At 37.1% G+C, this 21,872-nt stretch carries 20 protein-coding genes; 17 read left to right on the top strand and 3 right to left on the bottom strand.

Translation table 11 applies throughout. The features are described 5' to 3' along the window. The first annotated feature begins 1 nt into the window (after position 1). The 16 genes from C794_RS17645 (at position 2) to C794_RS17570 (ending at position 17,371) form a co-directional block, all read left to right on the top strand. A complete protein-coding gene (locus tag C794_RS17645; protein WP_017798502.1) occupies positions 2–892 on the top strand; it encodes a carbohydrate ABC transporter permease in 891 nt (296 codons plus the stop codon). Beyond that, positions 889–1,713 carry a carbohydrate ABC transporter permease gene (locus tag C794_RS17640; protein WP_017798501.1) on the top strand — a complete coding sequence of 275 codons (825 nt, stop codon included), beginning with the start codon at positions 889–891 and terminating at the stop codon, positions 1,711–1,713. The genes C794_RS17645 and C794_RS17640 overlap by 4 nt, the downstream gene beginning before the upstream one ends. 17 nt (positions 1,714–1,730) lie before the next feature. Next, positions 1,731–2,501, top strand: coding sequence for a sugar phosphate isomerase/epimerase family protein (locus C794_RS17635; protein WP_017798500.1), 771 nt, complete (start codon positions 1,731–1,733; stop codon positions 2,499–2,501). 262 nt (positions 2,502–2,763) lie between these two features. Beyond that, positions 2,764–3,174, top strand: a complete 411-nt coding sequence (locus C794_RS17630; protein WP_017798499.1) for a PH domain-containing protein — start codon at positions 2,764–2,766, stop codon at positions 3,172–3,174. 93 nt (positions 3,175–3,267) lie between these two features. Beyond that, complete coding sequence (locus C794_RS17625; RefSeq protein ID WP_017798498.1) at positions 3,268–4,854, top strand: ATP-binding protein; 1,587 nt, start codon at positions 3,268–3,270, stop codon at positions 4,852–4,854. Further along, complete coding sequence (locus C794_RS17620) at positions 4,851–5,519, top strand: response regulator (protein ID WP_017798497.1); 669 nt, start codon at positions 4,851–4,853, stop codon at positions 5,517–5,519. The genes C794_RS17625 and C794_RS17620 overlap by 4 nt, the downstream gene beginning before the upstream one ends. A 271-nt stretch (positions 5,520–5,790) precedes the next feature. Next, entirely contained in the window at positions 5,791–6,798 is a 1,008-nt protein-coding gene (locus tag C794_RS17615) for a tripartite tricarboxylate transporter substrate binding protein (RefSeq protein WP_017798496.1), read from the top strand. Between the two features lie 12 nt (positions 6,799–6,810). Beyond that, a complete protein-coding gene (locus tag C794_RS17610) occupies positions 6,811–7,269 on the top strand; it encodes a tripartite tricarboxylate transporter TctB family protein (RefSeq protein ID WP_017798495.1) in 459 nt (152 codons plus the stop codon). Positions 7,270–7,291: 22 nt separating this feature from the next. Next, positions 7,292–8,806 (top strand): tripartite tricarboxylate transporter permease, encoded by a 1,515-nt coding sequence (locus C794_RS17605; RefSeq protein ID WP_017798494.1) that lies wholly within the window; start codon positions 7,292–7,294, stop codon positions 8,804–8,806. Between the two features lie 266 nt (positions 8,807–9,072). Further along, positions 9,073–9,993: an ArsR/SmtB family transcription factor gene (locus C794_RS17600; RefSeq protein ID WP_017798493.1), complete on the top strand. Its 921-nt coding sequence runs from the start codon at positions 9,073–9,075 to the stop codon at positions 9,991–9,993. Between the two features lie 229 nt (positions 9,994–10,222). After that, a complete protein-coding gene (locus C794_RS17595; RefSeq protein WP_017798492.1) occupies positions 10,223–11,530 on the top strand; it encodes an extracellular solute-binding protein in 1,308 nt (435 codons plus the stop codon). A gap of 21 nt (positions 11,531–11,551) precedes the next feature. Further along, the gene (locus C794_RS17590; protein ID WP_017798491.1) at positions 11,552–12,427 is read left to right on the top strand and encodes a carbohydrate ABC transporter permease; all 876 of its coding nucleotides are present in this window, start codon (positions 11,552–11,554) and stop codon (positions 12,425–12,427) included. 1 nt (position 12,428) lies between these two features. Then, positions 12,429–13,286, top strand: a complete 858-nt coding sequence (locus tag C794_RS17585; RefSeq protein ID WP_017798490.1) for a carbohydrate ABC transporter permease — start codon at positions 12,429–12,431, stop codon at positions 13,284–13,286. A 16-nt stretch (positions 13,287–13,302) separates the two neighbouring features. Continuing rightward, positions 13,303–15,072: a glycoside hydrolase family 2 protein gene (locus C794_RS17580; protein WP_017798489.1), complete on the top strand. Its 1,770-nt coding sequence runs from the start codon at positions 13,303–13,305 to the stop codon at positions 15,070–15,072. Between the two features lie 25 nt (positions 15,073–15,097). Beyond that, positions 15,098–16,636, top strand: coding sequence for an arylsulfatase (locus C794_RS17575; protein WP_017798488.1), 1,539 nt, complete (start codon positions 15,098–15,100; stop codon positions 16,634–16,636). A gap of 273 nt (positions 16,637–16,909) precedes the next feature. Beyond that, positions 16,910–17,371, top strand: a complete 462-nt coding sequence (locus C794_RS17570; RefSeq protein ID WP_017798487.1) for a YehR family lipoprotein — start codon at positions 16,910–16,912, stop codon at positions 17,369–17,371. 527 nt (positions 17,372–17,898) lie between these two features. Here C794_RS17570 and C794_RS17565 read toward each other — a convergent pair. Beyond that, positions 17,899–18,783: a fructose bisphosphate aldolase gene (locus tag C794_RS17565; protein WP_017798486.1), complete on the bottom strand. Its 885-nt coding sequence runs from the start codon at positions 18,781–18,783 to the stop codon at positions 17,899–17,901. A gap of 184 nt (positions 18,784–18,967) precedes the next feature. On the opposite strand from C794_RS17565, the gene C794_RS17560 reads away from it, so the two are divergent. Then, the gene (locus C794_RS17560; protein ID WP_017798485.1) at positions 18,968–19,357 is read left to right on the top strand and encodes an RDD family protein; all 390 of its coding nucleotides are present in this window, start codon (positions 18,968–18,970) and stop codon (positions 19,355–19,357) included. Between the two features lie 104 nt (positions 19,358–19,461). On the opposite strand, the gene C794_RS17555 is transcribed toward C794_RS17560, so the two are convergent. Beyond that, positions 19,462–20,841, bottom strand: a complete 1,380-nt coding sequence (locus C794_RS17555; RefSeq protein WP_017798484.1) for a sensor histidine kinase — start codon at positions 20,839–20,841, stop codon at positions 19,462–19,464. Positions 20,842–21,108: 267 nt separating this feature from the next. Further along, positions 21,109–21,837, bottom strand: a complete 729-nt coding sequence (locus C794_RS17550) for a response regulator transcription factor (RefSeq protein WP_026133843.1) — start codon at positions 21,835–21,837, stop codon at positions 21,109–21,111. Positions 21,838–21,872: the final 35 nt, after the last annotated feature.

Genomic DNA, 21,872 nt, shown 5'->3' with positions numbered 1-21,872 from the left:
TATGGAAAAAACCAACATGGGTATTCATCGTTTAGATGTTGGAAAGAATCATGCACCCCTCGTTCTATTAGCACCAGCAGTTCTGTTTTTTTCGTTGTTTATTGCTTACCCTATTGTGAGTTCTTTGCTTCTTAGTTTTCAAAAGTCAGAAGCAGGACAATCAAGCTTTGTAGGATTTGATAATTACCTTCGCCTGTTTCAAGATCCTTTGTTTTACGAAGCGATGAAAAACACCTTAATCATTGGGGTTATTCAAACCCCATCGGTTATTATCTTAGGATTACTTACAGCGACCTTATTAAATTCGGGGTTAATTAAACTAGAGAACTTTTTTCGGTTAACTTATTTTACTCCCGCTGTTACCTCACTAGTTGGGGCATCCGTTATATTTTTATTATTACTGAATCAGGATAATGGACTAATTAATTTCTTATTGGGATTAGTAGGTATCGACTCAATCGGATGGTTAAACACCCCTTTTTGGGCAAAGGTATCCATTATTCTACAAGGAACTTGGAGATGGGCAGGCTATAACATGGTAATTATTCTTGCGGGTTTACAGTCTATTTCGAAAGACTTATATGAGGCTGCTAGTATTGATGGGGCAACTAAAATTCGTCAATTCTTTTCGATTACGATACCTCAATTACGACCTGTATTATTATTCTGCTTGATCATGTCTACAATTGGTTCTTTTCAATTATTTGATGAGCCTTATATTCTAACCAATGGGGGTCCAGTTAACGCAACGACAACTATAACTATGTATTTATATGAAAATGGATTTCAGTTTTTTGATTTTGAATATGCATCTGCCATTGCCTATGTATTGGTGGGATTCATTGCTATACTAACTTATCTCCAATTTAAATTAGGAGGGGATAAAAATTGAAATCTTCTTTAATGAATAAACTAATTATTTATGCCCTATTATTGGTGGGGGTAGTGTTTACAGTGGCCCCTTTTTATTGGATGGTAATTGGATCTACTAACGCAACAGATGAAATACTATCTTATCCACCGAAGTTTTTACCAGGGGATTTTATTGCAGAGAATTTGAAGAATTTGATGGGTTCCGTAGACATCTGGAAAGCATTGCTTAATTCATCAATCATAACGATTACCTATACGATTATAGCTGGCATTGTAAGTGCTGCTGCAGGGTTTGCTTTTGCTAAGTATCATTTTAAAGGTAAAAAAATTATATTTGCAATGTTTATTTTATCGATGATGATTCCTTATCAAGCACTTGTTATACCCCAATTTAATTTATTTGCTAATTTTGGATTGCTTAATACACATATTGCTGTTATTCTCCCACAGCTGACGTATCCATTTGCTATATTTCTAATTATGCAGAATATGAAGTCCATTCCAGATTCCCTGCTAGAATCTGCACGCATTGATGGGGCGGGCGAAATCTTTATTTTTGTTAGAATTGCATTACCGACTATGATTCCGGCTCTAGCAGCTGTAAGTATCTTTTTATTTACCTTTCAATGGAATAATTTTCTCTGGCCGTTAGTGTCTTTAATAACAAAAGATATGTACACACTCCCTGTAGCCTTGGCTACAATAGCAAATCAAGATACCATTGATTATGGCCAGCTAATGCTTGGTGCAACCATTTCGGTTATTCCAATTTTTATTATCTTTTTATTTATGCAACGGTATTTTGTAGCAGGTATTCTTGGTGGTGCGATTAAAGAATAAAAGGCAGGTGTTAATACATGTTAAAAACTGGACTATGCTCGGTTACATTCAGAAACCTATCTCCAGAAGAGGTTATTCATCTGGTGGCAACATCTGGCCTGGAAGCCATTGAATGGGGGACGGATGTCCATTTAACTTTACAAAAAAGTGCAACATATATACAATCCATCAAAGAAAAATGCAGATATTACGGGATTGAAACACCATCACTGGGTACCTATTACCGGTTGAACGATAGTTCGTTAGATTACTTTAAATCATGTATTCAAATTGCAGATCGAATTGATGCGCACCAAATACGAATTTGGGGTGGAAATAAGAGCCCACGAAATATTACACCCTCTGATTGGAAGCAATACGTTCAAGAAACGCAAATGCTATGTGATTTGGCACAGGAACATAATAAAAGCCTCCATCTAGAATTACATGAAAAGACCGTAACAGAAGATAAAATAACAGCCATTCAATTTTTCGAAGAAGTAAGTAGGTCAAACTTATACTGCTATTGGCAGCCCCTCTGGATAAAATCACAAGCAGCTAATGTATCTGCATTAAAACAGTTAAGCGGTTATATAAGTAATATCCATGTTTTTCAATGGGATAAATATCAACGATACCCTCTAGAACAGGGTTACTCAACGTGGTTAAACTATTTTCATATACTTGAACCATCAACTAATACACCCACTTATGCTTATTTAGAGTTTGTTAATAGAGATGATGTGAATCAATTCTATGAAGATGCAGAGGTGTTAAAGAAGCTTGTCTATGCGAAGATAAAAACATAGGTTTCTTCTTACAAGAAGTAGAACAAGGCCTACTAAATTTTTCCAGAGTTCAAGATATGCAAGTTTATGAATTGGAAGAAGACTCGGGATTCACGAACTTTGATGTGAAGTATTAAAAATCTAATCAAAATTAGTCAGGTAATAATATGATGTAAAAAGCTAATTTAGTTTATCCTAGGTTAGCTTTTTATTTTGATAATTTTTTCAGATGAAACTGAATGAAGTTAGCCTGCGTATGAATGTTAGGAAGGAGGTAATATAAATGGTCTTTGCGTCAAGAAAAGATATATGGATAGGCGTTATGATTTGGGCTTTTATTATTTTGTTCATCTGGATTTTATACCAATGCTTGTTTGTTGATCTTGATATATTAGGAATCACTCTAATGGGGGTAATGATTTATTTATTGGGATCTATCTGGTTCAACACGAGATACAAAATCGATAATGAGTCGCTCCGGATATCTTTTGGACCGATAAAGCAGTCGATTGATATCAACGAGATTAGATCTATTCGGAATACAAAGAATCTATTTGTTGGGCCTTGTCTATCCATCCACCGTGTTGAGATTATGTACGGTAACTATAAAGTAACTCAGATTTCCCCAAGAGATATGCAGCGGCTTATGAAAGAATTAGAAAAAAACAATCCTGATATACAGGTCAATACATAACTTGAGAAAAATATGCTCTACCCCAATTTATTCGTATCCTCTTACCTTTTTTCCCTATAGTCGCTATACTGTTTGTATGGGAGGACAGGGGAGATGAAATGGTCGTTAGAGAGAAAGTTTCTTGTTCTTGGTTGCGTTCTTGTAACCGTCATCATGCTGCTGGTGATGGTTCTATATATTTCATATGAACGAGATCAGACAAGACAATTAATTGGTCAACAAGCACTGACTACTGCTATTGCAGTATCGGAAATTCCAGAAGTACAACATGTCATTGATCAAGAATTGGATGCAGATGTACTCCAACCATTTATTGAGCGGATACGGGAACAATCTGGTGCAGAATTTATTGTGATAGGTGATCATAATTCAGTTCGGTATACGCATCCTGATCCCGATAAAGTCGGTATGAATATGGTGGGGGGAGATAACGAACAAGCCTTGGTGGACGGGGAAAACTATGTATCTATTGCAAATGGAAGCTTAGGTGCATCTGTTCGTGGAAAATCGCCTATTCACAATAGTGATGGAGATATCATTGGAATTGTATCGGTAGGCTATATGATTTCTTATGTAGATTCTTTATTTCAGCAAGGTCTTATCGGATTTTTAGTTTGGTTATCGTTAATATTTATTATTGGTGTTGCAGGAAGCTTTTTATTAGCCAAAAGTATTCGTAAAGATACGTTTGGTTTAGAACCTTATCAAATCGCTCGTATTTATAAAGAACGTGGAGCGATCTTAGAATCAATAAAAGAAGGATTAATTGCCACTGATCAACGTGGTCATATAACGTTGGTCAATTACTCTGCGAAGGAAATGTTACATATACACGATGATGTTATTGGCAAACCAATTCAAGAAGTACTACCTAATACGGAGCTAGCGTATGTCTTAACCAAAGAACATCGAGAGGGTTCTTTTGAAACAACGATTAACCAAACTGTATTATTAGTACGCTATAAACTTATAGATGATAATGGGGATTATGGAGGTAAGGTTGCTAGTTTTCAAGTAAGATCGGATTTACAAGAAATTATTCACACCTTATCTGAGGTCCAGCAGTATTCGCAAGATTTACGAGCACAGACACATGAATATACCAATAAGCTCTATGTAATTTCAGGTTGGTTACAGTTGGGACATACGGATAAAGCGAAGCAATTTATTCATGAAGAGGTGGGAAAACAACAGAGTTATGAGAAGGTATTATTTGAACAAATTACGGATTCTACCATCCAAGCAATCTTAATCGGTAAATTATCGAAAGCTTCAGAGAAAAAAATAGAATTCACTATTAATGAAGATAGTTATATAAACTATCAATGGCCAGAGCAGATGACAGCACAACTGGTAACAATTATTGGTAATATTATAGATAATGCTTTTGATGCCGTTGTAAATACAGTGAATCCAGAGATAGATATTTTTCTTACGGATATAGGCAATGATTTAGTAATTGAGGTTGCTGATAATGGGACGGGAATTAAAACAGATGATTACGATAAAATTATGAAACAAGGTTATTCCACTAAAGATGGGCAGAATCATGGGTATGGGTTATCCCTTGTTCAAGCAGCTTTAATAGAATTAAAAGGCTTCTTAGAAATAACAGCAAACGAACCAAAAGGAACCGTATTTATTGTGTATATTCCGAAAAAAGGGGGAGCGGAATCATGAATGTTCTTGTTGCAGAGGATGATTACCGGGTTGCGGATATTCATTGTCAATACTTGGAGAAGTTTCAAGATATACATTATATTGACAGAGCCGCAAATGCTTATGAAACATTATCTAAGTTGAAAGAAGGCAGTTTTGATTTATTATTATTGGATGTGTATTTGCCAGATGAGCTTGGTATTAATATGATTGAAGCATACAAACAAGAAAATGCATCACTACAGATTATATTGATTACCGCAGCAACGGATATGGAAATGTTGAAGAAAGCTTACCTATCTGGTGTGATCGATTATTTAATAAAACCTATTGCGCTAGATCGGCTAGCAGAATCAATAAAAAAAGCTGTGAAAAATCATCAGTTCATTCAGTCGCAAGGAGAATTTACACAACAACTGGCAGATCAGCTCTTTCAATTTCAACAAGAAAATATGGAAAAACAAGAATATCCAAAAGGAATTGATGAACTCACACTTAAGAAGATAAAAGGAGTATTGCAGAAACAATCCAATGGTATGACAGCAGATCAAGTAGGAAAAGATATTGGCGTTTCTCGGACTACCGCAAGAAGGTACTTGGAATACTTAATATCTGTGGGAGAAGCTAAAGCAGAATTAGAATACGGGATTGTTGGTCGACCAGAACGCAAATATGTTACTGAGTGAAAATCAATATAACTATATAGAAGAAATATAGGCGATTCCAGCGGTACGAGACGAGTAACTACTTGGTAGATTATTTCAAGTATATTGAAGTCAATTCTGTGCTCATGGAAAACGCCTATTTTTAATGCTGTTTTTATCGAAAGTGTAAAAGACTGATGAACAAAATGAACAAAATGAATAAAAGAGATTTAATGAACATTATTTTGTAAACGGTTACAAAATCAAAAATTGTAAGTAAAATGAGAAAATAACAAAAAAGGAGGCGCTTACATTGTTAAAAAGGTCAGTGTCATTTTTTATTTTACCGCTTATTTTACTTGCTGGGTGCTCGCTGCCTGTCCAAAGTGGATCAGTGAACGACCAGGGAGAGTGGGTGCCCGACCGTTCTATTGAAATTATTGCTCCAGCAGCTGCTGGTGGAGGATGGGATACAACGGCACGAATGTTAGCAAGAACAGTTGATGAAGAGAAAATAACAGATGAAAGTTTTGGGGTTGTCAATAAACCTGGTGGTGGGGGAGCAGTAGCATGGTCGTACATACATAAACGAAACGATCCACATAACATCTTTGTCAGTTCTCCGCCATTACATTTTGTGTATTTAAATGGGCAATCCCCATATGGTTATGAAGACTTTACTCCAATTGCGAATTTAATCGCAGACTATGGCGCATTTGCCGTTCGTGAAGATGCAAAATGGGATACATTAGATGAATTGTTTGCAGATATGCGTGAAGATCCAGAGAGTGTAACCGTAGTAGGTGTATCTTCTCCCGGCAGTATGGATCACATTCAGTTTATGATGTTCGCAGATAAAGCGGGTGTGGATATTACGAAGATACGCTATGTCTCCGACCAAGATGGTGGAGGAATGACTTCGGTTTTAAATGGTAGCGTGGACGTTATTTCAACAGGTGTGATGGATGCTGCCGATCAAGCACGCGCAGGAAAGATGAAAATTCTAGGGATAACCGCACCAGAGAGAATTGAAGGTGACGAATTTTTAGAAACTCTTCCAACAGCAAAAGAACAAGGTATTGATGCAGAATTTATCGTTTGGAGAGGGGTGTTTGGTCCTCCGGATATGACAGAAGAACAACTTGACTATTATGAACAAGCATTCCAGAAAGTCTCTGAATCAGAAGCATTTGCGGAGGTTCGAGATATGTATGGTTGGGACGAACAATTTATGAATAGTGAAGAATTCCAAGTCTTTTTAGATGAGCAATATGTCGAATTAGAGAAGATACTGAACGATCTTGGTTTTATCGATGAATAGAGGAGGATGTATATGAAGTTATCGGTAAATAGAGGCATTTCTTTGGTGCTGATTATCATCTCGGTTGGGTATCTAATTATGGCCTATCAACTACCAGCGTATATTTTTGTACCTGTAGATTCAGATCTAGTACCGAAGTTATTAGGATATGCATTATTATTATTAGCTATTTTCTTTTTCTTTGCGAAAGATACAGATACGGAAGATCAGAAGAAAAATCGTGTGATACCAAAAAAAGAAGTATTTATGCTCTTAGGTGTATTAGCAATGATTCTATTATATATCACCATTTTAGAAGTGATTGGTTTTGTAATTATGACATCGGTGTTCATTATCGTAAGTTCACGATTTTTAGGATATAAAAACTGGACGGTGTTAATTCTAACTGCATTATTATTTTCTATCGGGGCGTATAGTTTGTTTAATTATGCATTAGCAATTCGATTACCAGCAGGATTTCTGCCATTTTAAAAAGAAGGGAGTGAGACGATAAATGTTTGATGGTATTTTACAAGGTTTCCAAGTAGCTTTCAGTTTAGAAGCAATTATGTTTGTATTTTTAGGGGTATTAATTGGAACCATTATTGGGATGATCCCAGGACTAGGGCCAATTAGTGCAATCGCGATTATGATTCCTGTAACTTACGGAATGGATTCAACCATAGCGTTGGTAATGATGGCAGGTGTATACTACGGTTCCATGTACGGAGGTTCTACTTCTTCGATTTTGTTAAATGCTCCTGGGGTTGCAGGGACAGTGGCGGCGTCCTTTGATGGATATCCAATGGCACAGCAAGGAAAAGCTGGTAAAGCGCTAGCGATTTCAGCAATTGCTTCATTTATTGGAGGTACCGTTAGTGTTATCTTATTAATGCTTTTTGCACCCATGCTTGCAAGTGTGGCAATTATCTTCGGTCCTCCTGAATATTTTGCACTTATGTTGCTTGGTTTAACGGCAATTGCAAGTTTATCGGATGGTTCGACGATTAAAGCTCTTATCTCTGCTGTATTAGGGTTTATGGTAGTAACCATTGGAATTGATTCACAAACGGGTACCAGTCGTTTTACGTTCGGCAGTGTCAATCTATTAGATGGTATTGATTTTCTAGTAATTGCACTTGGGGTGTTTGCCCTTGCAGAAGTATGTTTTTTAATTTTGAATCGTAAACAAAAGATGAATGGTTTAGCCAATATAGGAAGCTTAAAACTATCAAAACAAGATGTAAAAGAAATGAAAGGACCATTAACGCGGCAATCATTTCTAGGATTTATACTAGGTGTGTTACCTGGCGCTGGAGCAACAATATCTTCTTTTGTGGCATACATAAGTGAAAAGAAGATAGCCAAGAATCCAAAAGAATTTGGAAAAGGCTCGGTCAAAGGACTAACCGCTCCCGAAACGGCGAACAATGCTGCAACCAGTGGTGCTTTCGTTCCGTTGCTGAGCTTAGGTATTCCGGGTTCAGGTACAACAGCAGTTATGCTAGGAGCATTCCTTGTCTTAGGTGTTCAGCCAGGACCATTATTAATGACGGAAAATCCTGGAATCTTTTGGGGTGTCATCGCAAGTATGTACATCGGAAATATCTTTCTATTAGTCTTAAATCTTCCGTTGATACCTTATTTTGTGAAGATTTTGAAAGTTCCGAGGCCACTACTTATATCGTTAGTGATTATCTCGAGTTTAATCGGGGTATACGCGGTGAGCTTTAGCACATTTGATTTATACCTACTTGTTTTATTTGGTATCTTAGGTTACTTTATGCGTGTCTTCGCTTTTCCAGCAGCGCCTTTTATTTTGGCTTTTATTCTCGGTGGAATGATGGAACAAGCACTTCGTCAGTCGCTAACGATCTCTGGTGGATCGTGGAGTATATTCTATACCAGCCCACTTGCAGTGACATTGTTCGTGATTATGATTATTGCTTTAGTCGTACCTGCATGGCGAGATCAAGTACGCCGTAAAAAAGCGGAAGAGGAAGAAGAACAGATGGAGAATATTAATTAAGATAAATATTCTGTGCTTGTGAAGTCTAAAGAACGTTGAGTGATATTCCGGGATAAATCAAATGTACTCGAGTAAGAATGAGTCTTACGAGCAATCTACCCTAATCAGTAGGGGGATTGCTTTTTTTATAGAAAAGAATCTCATTTTTAAATTTATATATAGATTCATTTATTCTAGAAATTATAGTAATATAGAGATTAATAAATAAAAAATCTGTATATTTACAATAAATATGTAATTATTAATGAAATAGAGGGGTTGTTAGAGTGTTAGAGCTTTCAATTAAAGATCCAGAAACATTGAAGAGAGTAGCACATGCGTTAGGATCTGATGTACGCTTACAAATAATAAATTTGTTAAATGAAGGAAATATGAATATCCATCAGATGGCAGAAACCTTAAATATTCCTGTGTCTACGACTGCTTCTCATGTGAAAGTACTTGAAGAGGCATCACTTATTCACACAGAGTTACGCCCAGCGACAAGAGGAGCAATGAAAGTATGCTCTAGAAACTTTGATGATATACATATTGAACTCAACCAAAAGGATTATACATCAAAACAAAAAAATTATACATTAGAAATGCCAATAGGGCAGTATACCGACTTTCAGGTTGCCCCAACGTGTGGAATGGTCAATCACGAAAAGTTTCTTATACCAGAGGATGAGCCCGTGCATTTCTATAGTCCAGAACGTTCGAAGGCACAATTAATATGGACCAGAAAGGGGTACTTCGAGTATACGTTTCCAATTGTTATCCCTCGTGATGCAGAGATAACAAATGTGAAGTTATCAATGGAAATATGTTCGGAAGCACCGAACCACGATCACAATTGGCCATCTGATATTACGGTATGGATAAATGATATGGACATTGGTACATGGACAAGTCCTGGAGACTATGGTGATCGTCCTGGGAAGTTAAACCCTAATTTCTGGGCAGAAACAACCAGTACACAATACGGAAGCTTGAAAACCTGGAAAGTAACAAATGAAGCAACTTTTATTGATGATGTTCGATTATCAGGTTGTACCATCGGCCAGTTAGATATTTCTAAACAAAGCTATATAACTGTAAAAGTAGGTATCAAGGAAGGTGCCCTACATAAAGGTGGGATTAACTTGTTTGGAAAAGGGTTTGGAGATTATGATCAGGATATTAAATTATCTGTTGATTTCTCATAGATTTTTAAGATTCATTCTTTAGAATGGATCTTTTTTTATTAGGTAAGAGTTCGACCCACTGTCGAGGGGCGCACTCGCTACGTTTCTAAACGGGCGCGTGTGCTTTTATTTTGAACTAGCTCAAAATGTTTATTGACTTTTCAGAAATATAAGCGTATTATTTTATTTAATAAACAGAAAATCAGAATATATACACATTTTATGTAATAAATAAAAGGAGGAGTGTTGCATGCAGAAGAAAAATTTCGTCGTGATTAGTTTTATCTTGGTATTCGCTATATTGACTACAACGGGATGTTCTAGTGTAGATCGTCTTGTTCGAGGAAAAAGTGCTGATGTACCAGAAGGTGCCATAGAGATTAAGATGTGGAACTTATTTGCTGGCGGGGATGCGGAGTTTATGCAAACAATCGTTGACGAGTTTAACCAAAGCCAAGATAAGTACTTTATTAATAACATCCAACAAGATTATGATGAATACTATACAAAATTAATTACAAGTCTAGGTGCTGGTAAAGGTCCAGATATTGCAATTTCTCACTCTCATACGTTACCAGAACTTGTTAATTTAGGAATATTACAACCAATTGATCACTATGCAACAGAAGCAGGAGTGGATTGGACTGAGTTTAATCCCAATATTTTGGAACAAACAGTTTTTGATAATGATCATTATGCGATACCGATAGATACCCATCCGCACATTATGTATGTGAATAACAAAGCACTCGATGGGGCTGGATTAATCAATGGGGATGGAACAATCAAAATGGAAGAAACACCAGATGGATACAGGGACTTTTTTGGGACGCTAAAAGAAGAACTGCCAGAAAATCAATTCCCCTTCGCTTTCTCTACTGTTGGAATGGACAGTTATCGTCATTGGTGGACTTTTTACACGCAACTAGGTGGTGAAAATATCGTATCGGATGATTTAAACAACCCGAAATATGTACTAGATACCGAAAAGGCGATTGAAGCTGCAGCATATATGCATAAATTTTGGTATGAAGATGAAGTCATTCCATTAAATCTTGCTGATTTTTATACTGATTTTCAGTCCGAAAGAGCAGCGACCATTGCCACAGGCGTTTGGTCTACAGGAATTTGGGAAGGGACTGAGGATTTAGAATTTACAGCAATGCCGATACCTACCATATTTGGAGAAAAAGGAGCGTGGGGCGGTTCTCATACATTTGTCTTACCTTCTTATGAAGAAATTGATCCGGATGTGCAATTAGGCGCGGTTGCATTTATGGATTTTGCTACAGATAAAGGAGCGATTTGGGCACAAGCTGGTCATATTCCTGCAAAAGATACTGTAGTGAATTCCAAAGCATTTACCGAAATGCCCTATCGTGAAGACTATGCAGAAGTTGCGAATTACGTAAATTTTGCTGACCGAAACATCTATTATCGAGGAATCAATGATATCATGCTTCGAAACCTTGATCGAATATGGAGTAATGAAGTGACACCGGAAGTTGCTTTTCAACAAATTGAAAAAGAAGTAAAAGAATTGATTGGAGAAGATTAAAGAGAAGGGAGAGAAAAATAAATGAATAAACGAGCATGGATGAAAGATATGAAAGCGATTCCATTTTTGTTACCTTTTTTTCTTGCATATATGCTGTTTACGATAGTACCTATCTTTAAAGGGTTGGAAATGAGTTTATATGATTGGAATCTCGTTCGAAAGATGGAGTTCGTAGGAATCCAAAACTATGTAGAAATGTTTAATGACCCGTTCTTCTGGCAGACATTATGGAATACAACATTGTTTGTGTTATTAACAACACCAACCATGGTTATATTAGCTTTAGGTCTAGCCTTGCTCGCTAACTTAAATACAAAGTGGAGAACATTTTTCCGAAGTTCGTTCTTTTTACCAAGTATCTTATCCGTTGCGGTTATATCGTTCTTAGCTATCTTTATGTTGCAACCATACAATGGTCTAATAAATAACGTTATTCAACTATTCGGTATTCAAGCAGAACCATTTTGGATGGCAGACAAGACATTAGCTTGGATAAGTATCGTTCTTGTCACTCTATGGTGGTCGGTTGGATTTAATATGATTTTGTTCCTTACTAGTTTGCAAGAAATACCAGATTCTTATTATGAAGCAAGTGAAATTGATGGTGCTACGAGATGGGAGCAATTTCGTTATATTACTCTACCACAACTCATTCCTATTGGGCGTGTCATTATTCTGTTGCAAATCCTTGCTTCTTATAAGGTATTTGCACAAATTCTCTTAATTACCGGTGGTGGACCAGGTGGAGCTACCCGTCCATTGATTCAGTATATTTACGAAGTCGGTTTTACCCAAAATAACTTAGGCTATGCAGCAACGATGTCGTATGCGCTATTCTTTATCTTACTTATTTTATCTATTGTGCAATTGAAAAATCAACGATCGGAGGGAAATTAATATGGCAACCAAAGTGAAGAGGAATAAAGCGCTGGAGCGTAACCGTGATCCGTTACTAAAAGGAAAAGTGCTGTTAGGCGTAATTGTGTCGTTACTATTTCTTATCCCTATTATATGGATGTTATTTGTTTCCATTAAACCTGATAATTTTTCTACTTCCAATCCGGTTGAATGGTTTTTACCGCCATATACGATTACAAATTACATCGACATTGTCATGGATAGTTTAATCTTACGATGGTTGTTTAATAGCTTCTTTGTTGCTTTTATTACAACGATTCTTACCCTTATTATTACGTCCTTTGCGGCTTTTGCGATCTCACAAATGAAGTTTCGATTTAAAAATTTTATTTTTATATTTTTTCTGCTAGGTCTCATGATACCGGGAGAAGCTACGATTATTCCATTATATGAAATTGTGAAAAGCATGGGGCTAATTGATAGTTATACCGGTTTAATATTACCAATGATCGCATCCCCACTCGGAGTTATCATTTTAAAAAGCTTCTTTGATGGTATACCAAAGGAAGTGATAGAGAGCGCAACTATTGATGGTTGCTCCTACTTTAGATTGTATTACAAAATTGTGCTTCCTTTAGCAAAACCTGCTCTTGCGGCAATTGGAATTTTTACTTTTATTGGGTCTTGGAATAACTTTCTATGGCCATATTTATCAATTCTTTCCGAAACATTATATACCTTACCTGTAGGATTACCAGTATTTAATTCTACCTATTCACAAGCCTATGTATTACCGATGACAGCAAATGCAATTGCATCTATACCGGTGATTATTGCATTTCTAATATTTGAAAAACAAATAGTAAAGGGAATCAGCTTTACAGGAATTAAAGGATAATAGAGGAGTGTTCATAATGAAAGAGACAATGACAACGAAAACATATCAACGCACAGAATATCCGCGACCGCAGTATCAACGTAGTGAATGGATAAATTTAAACGGTACGTGGAAGTTCTCCTTCGATGATAATAATATCGGGGAAAAAAGCCAGTGGAATAAGAAACCATCATTTACAGATGAAATACAAGTTCCGTTTACGTATGAGACAAAAGCAAGTGGAATTGGTGAAGAGACATTTCATCCGAATGTATGGTATCAACGATCATTTCAAATTCCTACTGAACATGCTGATAAGCGGACCATCCTGCGTTTTCAAGCATCTGATTACTTGACGAAAGTATGGGTGAACGGCGTATTTGTAGGTTCTCATGCTGGGGGGTATGCTGCATTTTCATTTGATATATCTGATGTAATTACCCTTGATACAGATAATGAAGTAGTAGTCAAAGTCGAGGACAGTCAGAGCTGTTATCAACCGAGAGGGAAACAACGTTGGATCGATCATAATTTTGGTTGTTGGTATGTGCAACAAACAGGTATATGGCAAACAGTTTGGTTGGAATTTCTTCCGGAGACATCAATCGATAATGTGAAAATGACACCGAAATTAGATACGAACGCAGTAGATTTTCAATATCAGTTAAATCGAATGCCAACTGAAGCGTGTCGCATTGAAACAATTATTACATTCGATGAGGATACAGTAAAACGGTTTTCCATTAACCCCAATCGAAAGGATGAACAGCTGGAAGTGTCGATAGACTCCAACCTTCATGAATGGAGAGTCATGCATTGGACGCCGGAAAATCCTCATTTATATGATGTGACTTTTAAATTGTATGTGGCAGATGCTTTGGTTGATGAGGTCAAATCTTATTTTGGAATGCGAAAGATTTCAATCAAAGGAGATCAAGTATTATTAAACAATTCCCCGATTTATCAAAAACTTTTATTGGATCAAGGTTATTGGACGGATACGATGCTAACTCCACCATCGGATGAAGCGATAATTGAAGATATTGAAAAGACATTAGCAATGGGATATAACGGTGTACGTAAACACCAAAAAGTAGAAGATGAACGATTCCTTTATTGGTGTGATAAAAAAGGATTACTTGTTTGGTCAGAGATGGCAGCAACATATGAGTTTTCTGATGAAGCTGTGGAGAATTTTACAAGAGAATGGCAAGAGATTGTGAAACAACATTATAATCACCCTTCGATTATTACATGGGTGCCATTCAATGAATCGTGGGGCGTGCCACATATTCTTACCGATAAGAAACAACAAACGTTTACCGAAGCAATCTATTATTTAACAAAAAGTCTTGATGATGAACGCCCAGTAATCGTGAATGACGGTTGGGAGCATACAATCTCTGATATCATCGCATTACATGATTACGAAGAAGTAGGTGAAATTTTCTATGATAGATACAAAGATAAAGAGACCATTTTACAAAATAAAATCCCGCATAATAACGGCAAGTATGCTTTTGCACAGGGCTACTTTTACAAGGGCCAGCCAGTAATCATCACCGAATATGGTGGAATTGCTTTTCAAGATGAAAACGGATGGGGATATGGGAACCAAGTATCTACAAAAGAAGCGTTCTTGGAGCGTTTTCAAAATATTACAGATGCCATTAAGAAATTACCGTACGTAAGTGGCTACTGTTATACACAAACAACCGATGTGCAGCAAGAAGTTAATGGTCTGTTGAAAGAAAATAGAGAACCAAAAATAGATTTAGAGAAAATAAAAGAAGTGAATGATCGATAAAAGCAATAAAGTTGGAGGTAATTGAATGACAAAACGGCCGAATATTATTCTAATACTTGCCGATGACTTAGGTTTCTCTGATTTAGGTTCATTTGGTAGTGAGATTCATACGCCGAATCTAGATCGATTAGCAGAGAATGGATTACGCTTTACACAATTCTATAATTCTGCTCGTTGTTGCCCAAGCCGAGCGTCTATTTTAAGTGGATTGTATCCTCATCAAGCAGGTGTCGGAGAGATGACGGAAGATCAGGAGACACCGGGATATCGCGGGTTTTTAAAAAATCAATGCGTGACATTGGCAGAGGTAGTGAAGCAAGTAGGCTATCGTACGTATTTGTCTGGGAAATGGCATGTAGGAGAGATTGGGCCTACAGAACGCGGGTTTGACGAGTTTTATGGGCTGCTTGGTGGTTTCACAAGTTTTTGGGACCAGTCGGATTATTCTCGACTTCCAAAAGGACGACCAGAAAAGCGTTATAACAACGGAGATTTTTATGCCACAGACGCTATTACAGACTATGCATTAGAATTTATGGAAGATGCTAAAGCAGAGGGTGAACCATACTTTTTATATTTATCGTATAATGCACCGCATTTTCCATTGCAAGCGCCGAAAGAAGAAATAGAAAAATATGAAAAAGTATATCAAGTCGGTTGGGATCATATACGAAAAGAACGCTTAGAAAGAATGAAAAAGCTAGGCATTGTATCAAAGGATACAGAACTGTCACCACGTGCGAAATATTGGAATCGTGATCGGGACATTCAAGGTGTCAATCCAGCATGGGATTCGATTGACCCCGACAGACAACAAGATTTAACGAAGCGCATGGCGATTTATGCAGGAATGATTGACCGTATGGATCAAAATATTGGTAGAGTCTTGAAAGAGTTAGAGAACAATAATGAAATGGAAAACACACTTATTTTATTTTGTTCAGATAATGGTGCATGTGCCGAATGGGATCCATGGGGATTTGATAATTGGATTACGACATCTAATTTCCTACACCGGAAAGAAGATTTGAATCAAATGGGCGGCCCAGATTCGTATCATAGTTACGGTTCTGGCTGGGCAAATGCGAGCAGTACGCCACTTCAACTATATAAGCATTATAGTCATGAAGGAGGAATTAGCACTCCATTAATTGCGCATTGGCCTACTAAGGTATTAAAAGAAGGTCAAGTTGACCATCGACCAGGTCATTTTATTGATATTATGGCAACATTGGTAGATATCACTGGTGCGCCGTATCCAAGTCAATATAACGGTAATCAAATCCTACCAATGGAAGGAGAAAGCTTAGTGCCTGCCTTTGAAGGAGAAAATGTAGCAGAACGTACTTTTTGTTTTGAACATGAACATCATTGTGGCGTTAGAAAAGGAAAATGGAAATTGTCCAAAGTAAGGGAAATGGACTGGGAATTATATGACATCGATAACGATCGAACAGAAATGAATAACATCAAAGATCACTATCCCGAGTTGGTAAAAGAAATGATTAACATTTGGGAAGACTGGGCTGACAGAACAGATGTATACCCAAAAAGAAAAACATAATAAGGAGGGAATCACTACATGAGCCATAGTTCCCGGGGGGATGTCCTAGAATTATGGTTCTTTTTTTTGCATAATTACTTTTCAGAGGAATACATTTGTATAGTGTGTTTCATAAGGGATAAACGGAAACAAATTGGGAAATGGAGCAACCATTACATAGACTAACGATTCTTTTTTGGACTTCATATTATTTCAAATTTTAAATTACCTAACCTCAAACTATCTTTATACAGACACCCTTTGATTAACTTAGCGATGATAGGAGAGGAATGAATGGAAAAACGTTTGTTGGTTCGAATGGCAGGATTGTTGTTCATCGCTGTTGCGATGTTCGCTCTAGTTGCTTGTAACAGTGAAGAAACGGTGAAGTATCAGGCTGAAGAAGATGGGATTTTGATTACACTCACCTATACAGCAGAAGATGACAAAGTTGTAAAGCAAGTATCAGAAAGTGAGATAGAATACAGGGCATTGGGAGTTGCGACAAAAGAAGAAGCAGAAGAGCTGTTAGCACCGTTAGCCGAAGATTATCAAAATGTCGATGGCTTAACCCATGAAATTGATTACCAAGATGATAAAGTAGTGGAGAAGGTAACAGTAGATTACAATGAAGCAGATGCAAGTGAAATAGCGGAATTAGAAGGTTCCATGTTTGAAGGAGATCCGTCTGAAGGAATTAGTTTGGAGAAATCAATAGAATTAATTGAGTCACAGGGATTTAAGAAAGTCGAGTAATGGTTCTGTGGTGTAATTGAGTCGCTTATTTAGGTAGGTGATTGTTTTTTAGCTAGGTTTGAATATTGTTTTTAAAACGTTTAATCTTGTTTATCAACCAAACCACAAAAATTATAGTGAATAGAACGTGCCTATCAACCAAACTACAAGCAAATCACAAAAATTGTAGTGAATAGAACGTGCCTATCAACCAAACTACAAACAAATCACAAAAATTATAGTGAATAGAACGTGCCTATCAACCAAACTACAAGCGAACCACAAAAATTGTAGTGAATAGAACGTGCCTATCAACCAAACTACAAGCGAACCACAAAAATTATAGTGAATAGAACGGGTCTATCAACCAAACTACAACCAAACCACAAAAATTATAGTAAATAGACTAGATCTGCTCTAAAACCCCAATATAAATTGTATCTTATAAACAGGAGTTAAACATAAGCACCGAACCAAACAAATAGCAGTACCCTACATGCCTAGGGTGCTGCTATTTTACAATCCACTTCATTATCCTCTATTCGTATTTACACAGATGCATCATAAATGGATTTTACTGCTTTTTGTAGAGATATATTAAATGCTTCATCGGATTGATCGGCATTTAAATCCTGGCTCAATGCACGGGAAAAGCTTGCGATTAAACCGTCGTTTTCTTTTAGTTTTTCATTTGCGACATCAGTCGAGTAGCCGCCTGATAATGCAACAACACGCACTACTCTTGGATGGTCGATAAGCTCTTTATATAAATTTTTCTTTGTTGGAATTGTTAATTTTAACATAACGTTCTGATTTTCACTTAATTGATCGAGATGGTTAAGTATTTCTGTTTTTAACAAGTCTTCGCACTTTTCTTTTTCTACGCTATGAATGTCTACTTCTGGCTCGATAATCGGAACTAATCCAGCTGCAATAATTTTCTTGCCGATATCGAATTGTTGATCTACGACTTCTTTGATTGCTTCGGGGTTCGCTTTTTTAATTACGGAACGCATTTTTGTTCCGAATATATTACGTTCATTAGCACGTTGTAACGTCTCATCTAAATTATCAATCGGTTTCATTAATTGCACGCCATTCGTTTCTTCAGCGAGTCCTTTATCCACTTTTAGAAAAGGTACAATGCCTTTTTTTTCAGCTAGATAATCCCCTGTATACATGCCTTCAATTTCACGGTCCATCGTCTGTTCAAATAGAATTGCTCCAATAATAAAGTCCGAATCGAACGATGGGGAAGTTATGATTCTTGTACGCATTTCATGAACTAAATCAAACATTTCATCTTCATTGTTGTAGGCATTTTCAGGAATTCCATAAGCTGCAAGTGCCTTCGGTGTACTTCCGCCACTTTGATCCAGTGCTGCGATAAATCCTTTACTATTTTTCATTTGTTCCAATTGCTTTTGGTTCATCACTATCACTCCTTCATATTAGGTATACCCTATTTTGAATATAAATAATTGAGGTTGAAGTAACCTTTCTATACATATCGTAACATTCATGTTTATATGATTATAGCGAGAATTAAAAAATATTGAAACCATTCTTGATGTATAAGCGTACATAACGTAACAACTACAAGGGGGTAGGGAAAAAATGAAGGCGATAACGAAAAAAAGAACGAAAGCGTATTTTATTGACTTAGCTATCTCAACGGCAGTTACGATTGGTGTAGAGCAGTTAATGCGGAAGAAAATTAAGAGTGAAGCTGTGCATGCATTGGTCACTCCAACGGTTGTCATGTGGGGATTAGAATACGCACAACTTCGCAGATGTGGGCAAACAATAGGGTATAAACAAACAGGCTTAAAAATAGAAGGGACAGACGGACAAGCCCCGACTCCAAACCAAATTATCAAACGAATGGCTTATCGAGATTGTTTTAGTACATTTAAATATCTTGGGGACCGTAAAGGATTTGAGGGGAAAGATGGTAGTGTGCTTCCTCAAGATACGTATGCGGAAACGGTAGTAAAAGAAGTTTAATATGCCCAAACCATAAGAGAACTATAGTTGGATAAATGAACCGCACATTGTTTACTTGACACGAGGCATTTCACAGTTCAAAATCAATCCAACTATAGTCCTTTTTAGTTCATTCTTATAGTAACGGTCGTTCCCTTATCGACTTCACTGTGTAAGTCTACACTTCCACCATGCGCTTCGATAATATCTCGAGATATCGCAAGTCCTAACCCAGTTCCGCGAATGTTTTCGGTATTGGTACCTCGATAATAACGTTCGAAAATTTGATGGATATCCTCTTTTGCAATACCTTTTCCATTATCTAGGATTGTAATTGTCTTGTCAGACAGATGAACCTGTACTTCTACATTTTCATCATTATGCAACATTGCATTATTGATAAAGTTCAGTAACGCGCGCTTCCATAAATGCTGGTCAACATTCCAAATAGAATCATGTGAGTCATTTTGAAAATGAATTTGATCTTTTCCAAGCTGTGGATCATTTAATAAATCAATCACAAGCTCACGGACAAACCGATCCATGTTTGTTTCTTGTTTATGTAGCGGCATCTCATGATTCCGTAATCGCATTGTCAAATTAAAATCATCCAATAATTCTTTCATATACAAGGATTGGCGCTCAATTACTTCAGCATACTCTAACCGTTCATCCGGTGATATATCATCACTACGGAGAAGTTCAGCATAACCTCGAATGGAAGCAAGTGGTGTTTTAATATCGTGGGAAACATTACTCATCCATTCGTTTCGCATCTTCTCCAGTTTGCGTCGTTCATCCTCATGCTGTTGCAAGGTCGCAGATACATCATTTAAGTTCGAAAATACATGTTTAAAAACACCAGGACGTTTTGGTTTCTTTGGCTGGAATTTGCGTTCTTTTAACTCACTAATCCGTTCGATAATCCGATTTACCGGTTTAGTAAGGACGGTACTGAATAGAAAACCGACGATAGCTGCAATAATTAAATCGACAATAATAATTGCGCCGAGAAATTGTGATGCATAAGTGAGAAGTGTAGTTGGATTGAGCATAAACACAGCGCGCTCTTCATTTGAATTCGGTACACCAATCAAGTAACTGTACGCTTCAAATTCTCCGATAAAATACGTATTAAAATTATTGTCCATATACTTATACCTATGGACAAGCTCTATTGGAGTATAATGCGTGGATATATTATCTGGTGTGCGATAGGAAGAGAGAACTTCTCCATTTTCGTCTAAAATTTGTAGCCAAGCACCGAAAGCTTCTAATGCATGTTCTCCTTCTTCAGTGACAGTTGGCTGACCTTCCTCTAATGTAAGGTATTGGGAGAACGAGCGAGTAAAATTTTCTCCAGAGCTATACTCATAATCTTCCACCCCGCCTTGTGTGGATTGATAAATAAGTATTCCAAAAAGAATAATTGTATTGGCAATCAGCACGATAAAGACAATACTTAATATTGATAGCAAATAACGAAAGGTAAGTTTCCATTTCATATTACATCACCTTTTTCTAACTTCCATTTAAAAAACTTCATACAAGGAAAAGCACGCGCTTATTTCGAAAGATAAGAAAGTATAAAAACTAGGAATTACAATCGTTCGTAGGCAGAAACGGTTACGTCCAGCTCCAGCGCCTAGAAACTAGGAGGCTTCACGAGATCGTCATACAATACATCATCGTTTCGTCACTTTACCGTGATGCAAAGGAAGTTCGACCGACCGTCCAAGTACCCTGAAAACAGGGGCGCACTCGCTGCATTTCTAAACGGGCGCTTGCGCCTTTGTTGCTGCAAATCGATAGCCTAATCCTTTTACAGTTTGAATATAACTCGGTTTCGAAGGATTGTCTTCTACTTTTTCTCGAAGTCTGCGAATATGTACCATTAATGTATTATCCGCGCCGTAAAATTCTTCACCCCAGACGTTCCGAAAAAGCGTTTCTTTACTAATAATTTGGTTTGGATTCCGCATGAACGTTGCCATTAAACCAACTTCCTTAGCGGTCAGTTCCAGTACATGGTTATCTTTTTTTACTTCGGTTTCATCTGCATTTATGTCAAAAGGTCCTACAGTTTTTCCTTGGGCAGGTACTTTTTCGATAGCCGCATCTAAGGTATATACACCAGCTCGTCGAAGCTGTGCTTTAACACGATAAGCCATTTCCTTCGGACTAAACGGCTTCGTAATATAATCATCTCCACCGATGGCGAGTCCTAATATTTTATCCACTTCATCCGATTTCGCAGATAAGAAAAGAATGGGAATGCGTGATACTTCTCTTATTTGTCTACACAAATCAAATCCCTCTCCATCAGGCAACATCACATCTAAGATAGCAAGATTTGGTTCAAATGTTTGAAATGTGTTCCAACCCTCTTCTGATGTGCTTGCTGTTTCAATTTCTGAAAAACCTTCTTTGTTGAGCGTTGTTTTCATTAATTGGCAAAGATCCTGTTCATCATCGACGATAAGAATTCGTGGTTTTTCCAAACGTATCACCCTTTTCCTTCTTATTATCTACTACT

It is taken from the genome of Oceanobacillus kimchii X50, from assembly GCF_000340475.1.
GTDB lineage: Bacteria > Bacillota > Bacilli > Bacillales > Amphibacillaceae > Oceanobacillus > Oceanobacillus kimchii.
Note: the sequence above shows the minus strand (reverse complement) of the source record. Positions and strands in the feature narration are given on the sequence as shown.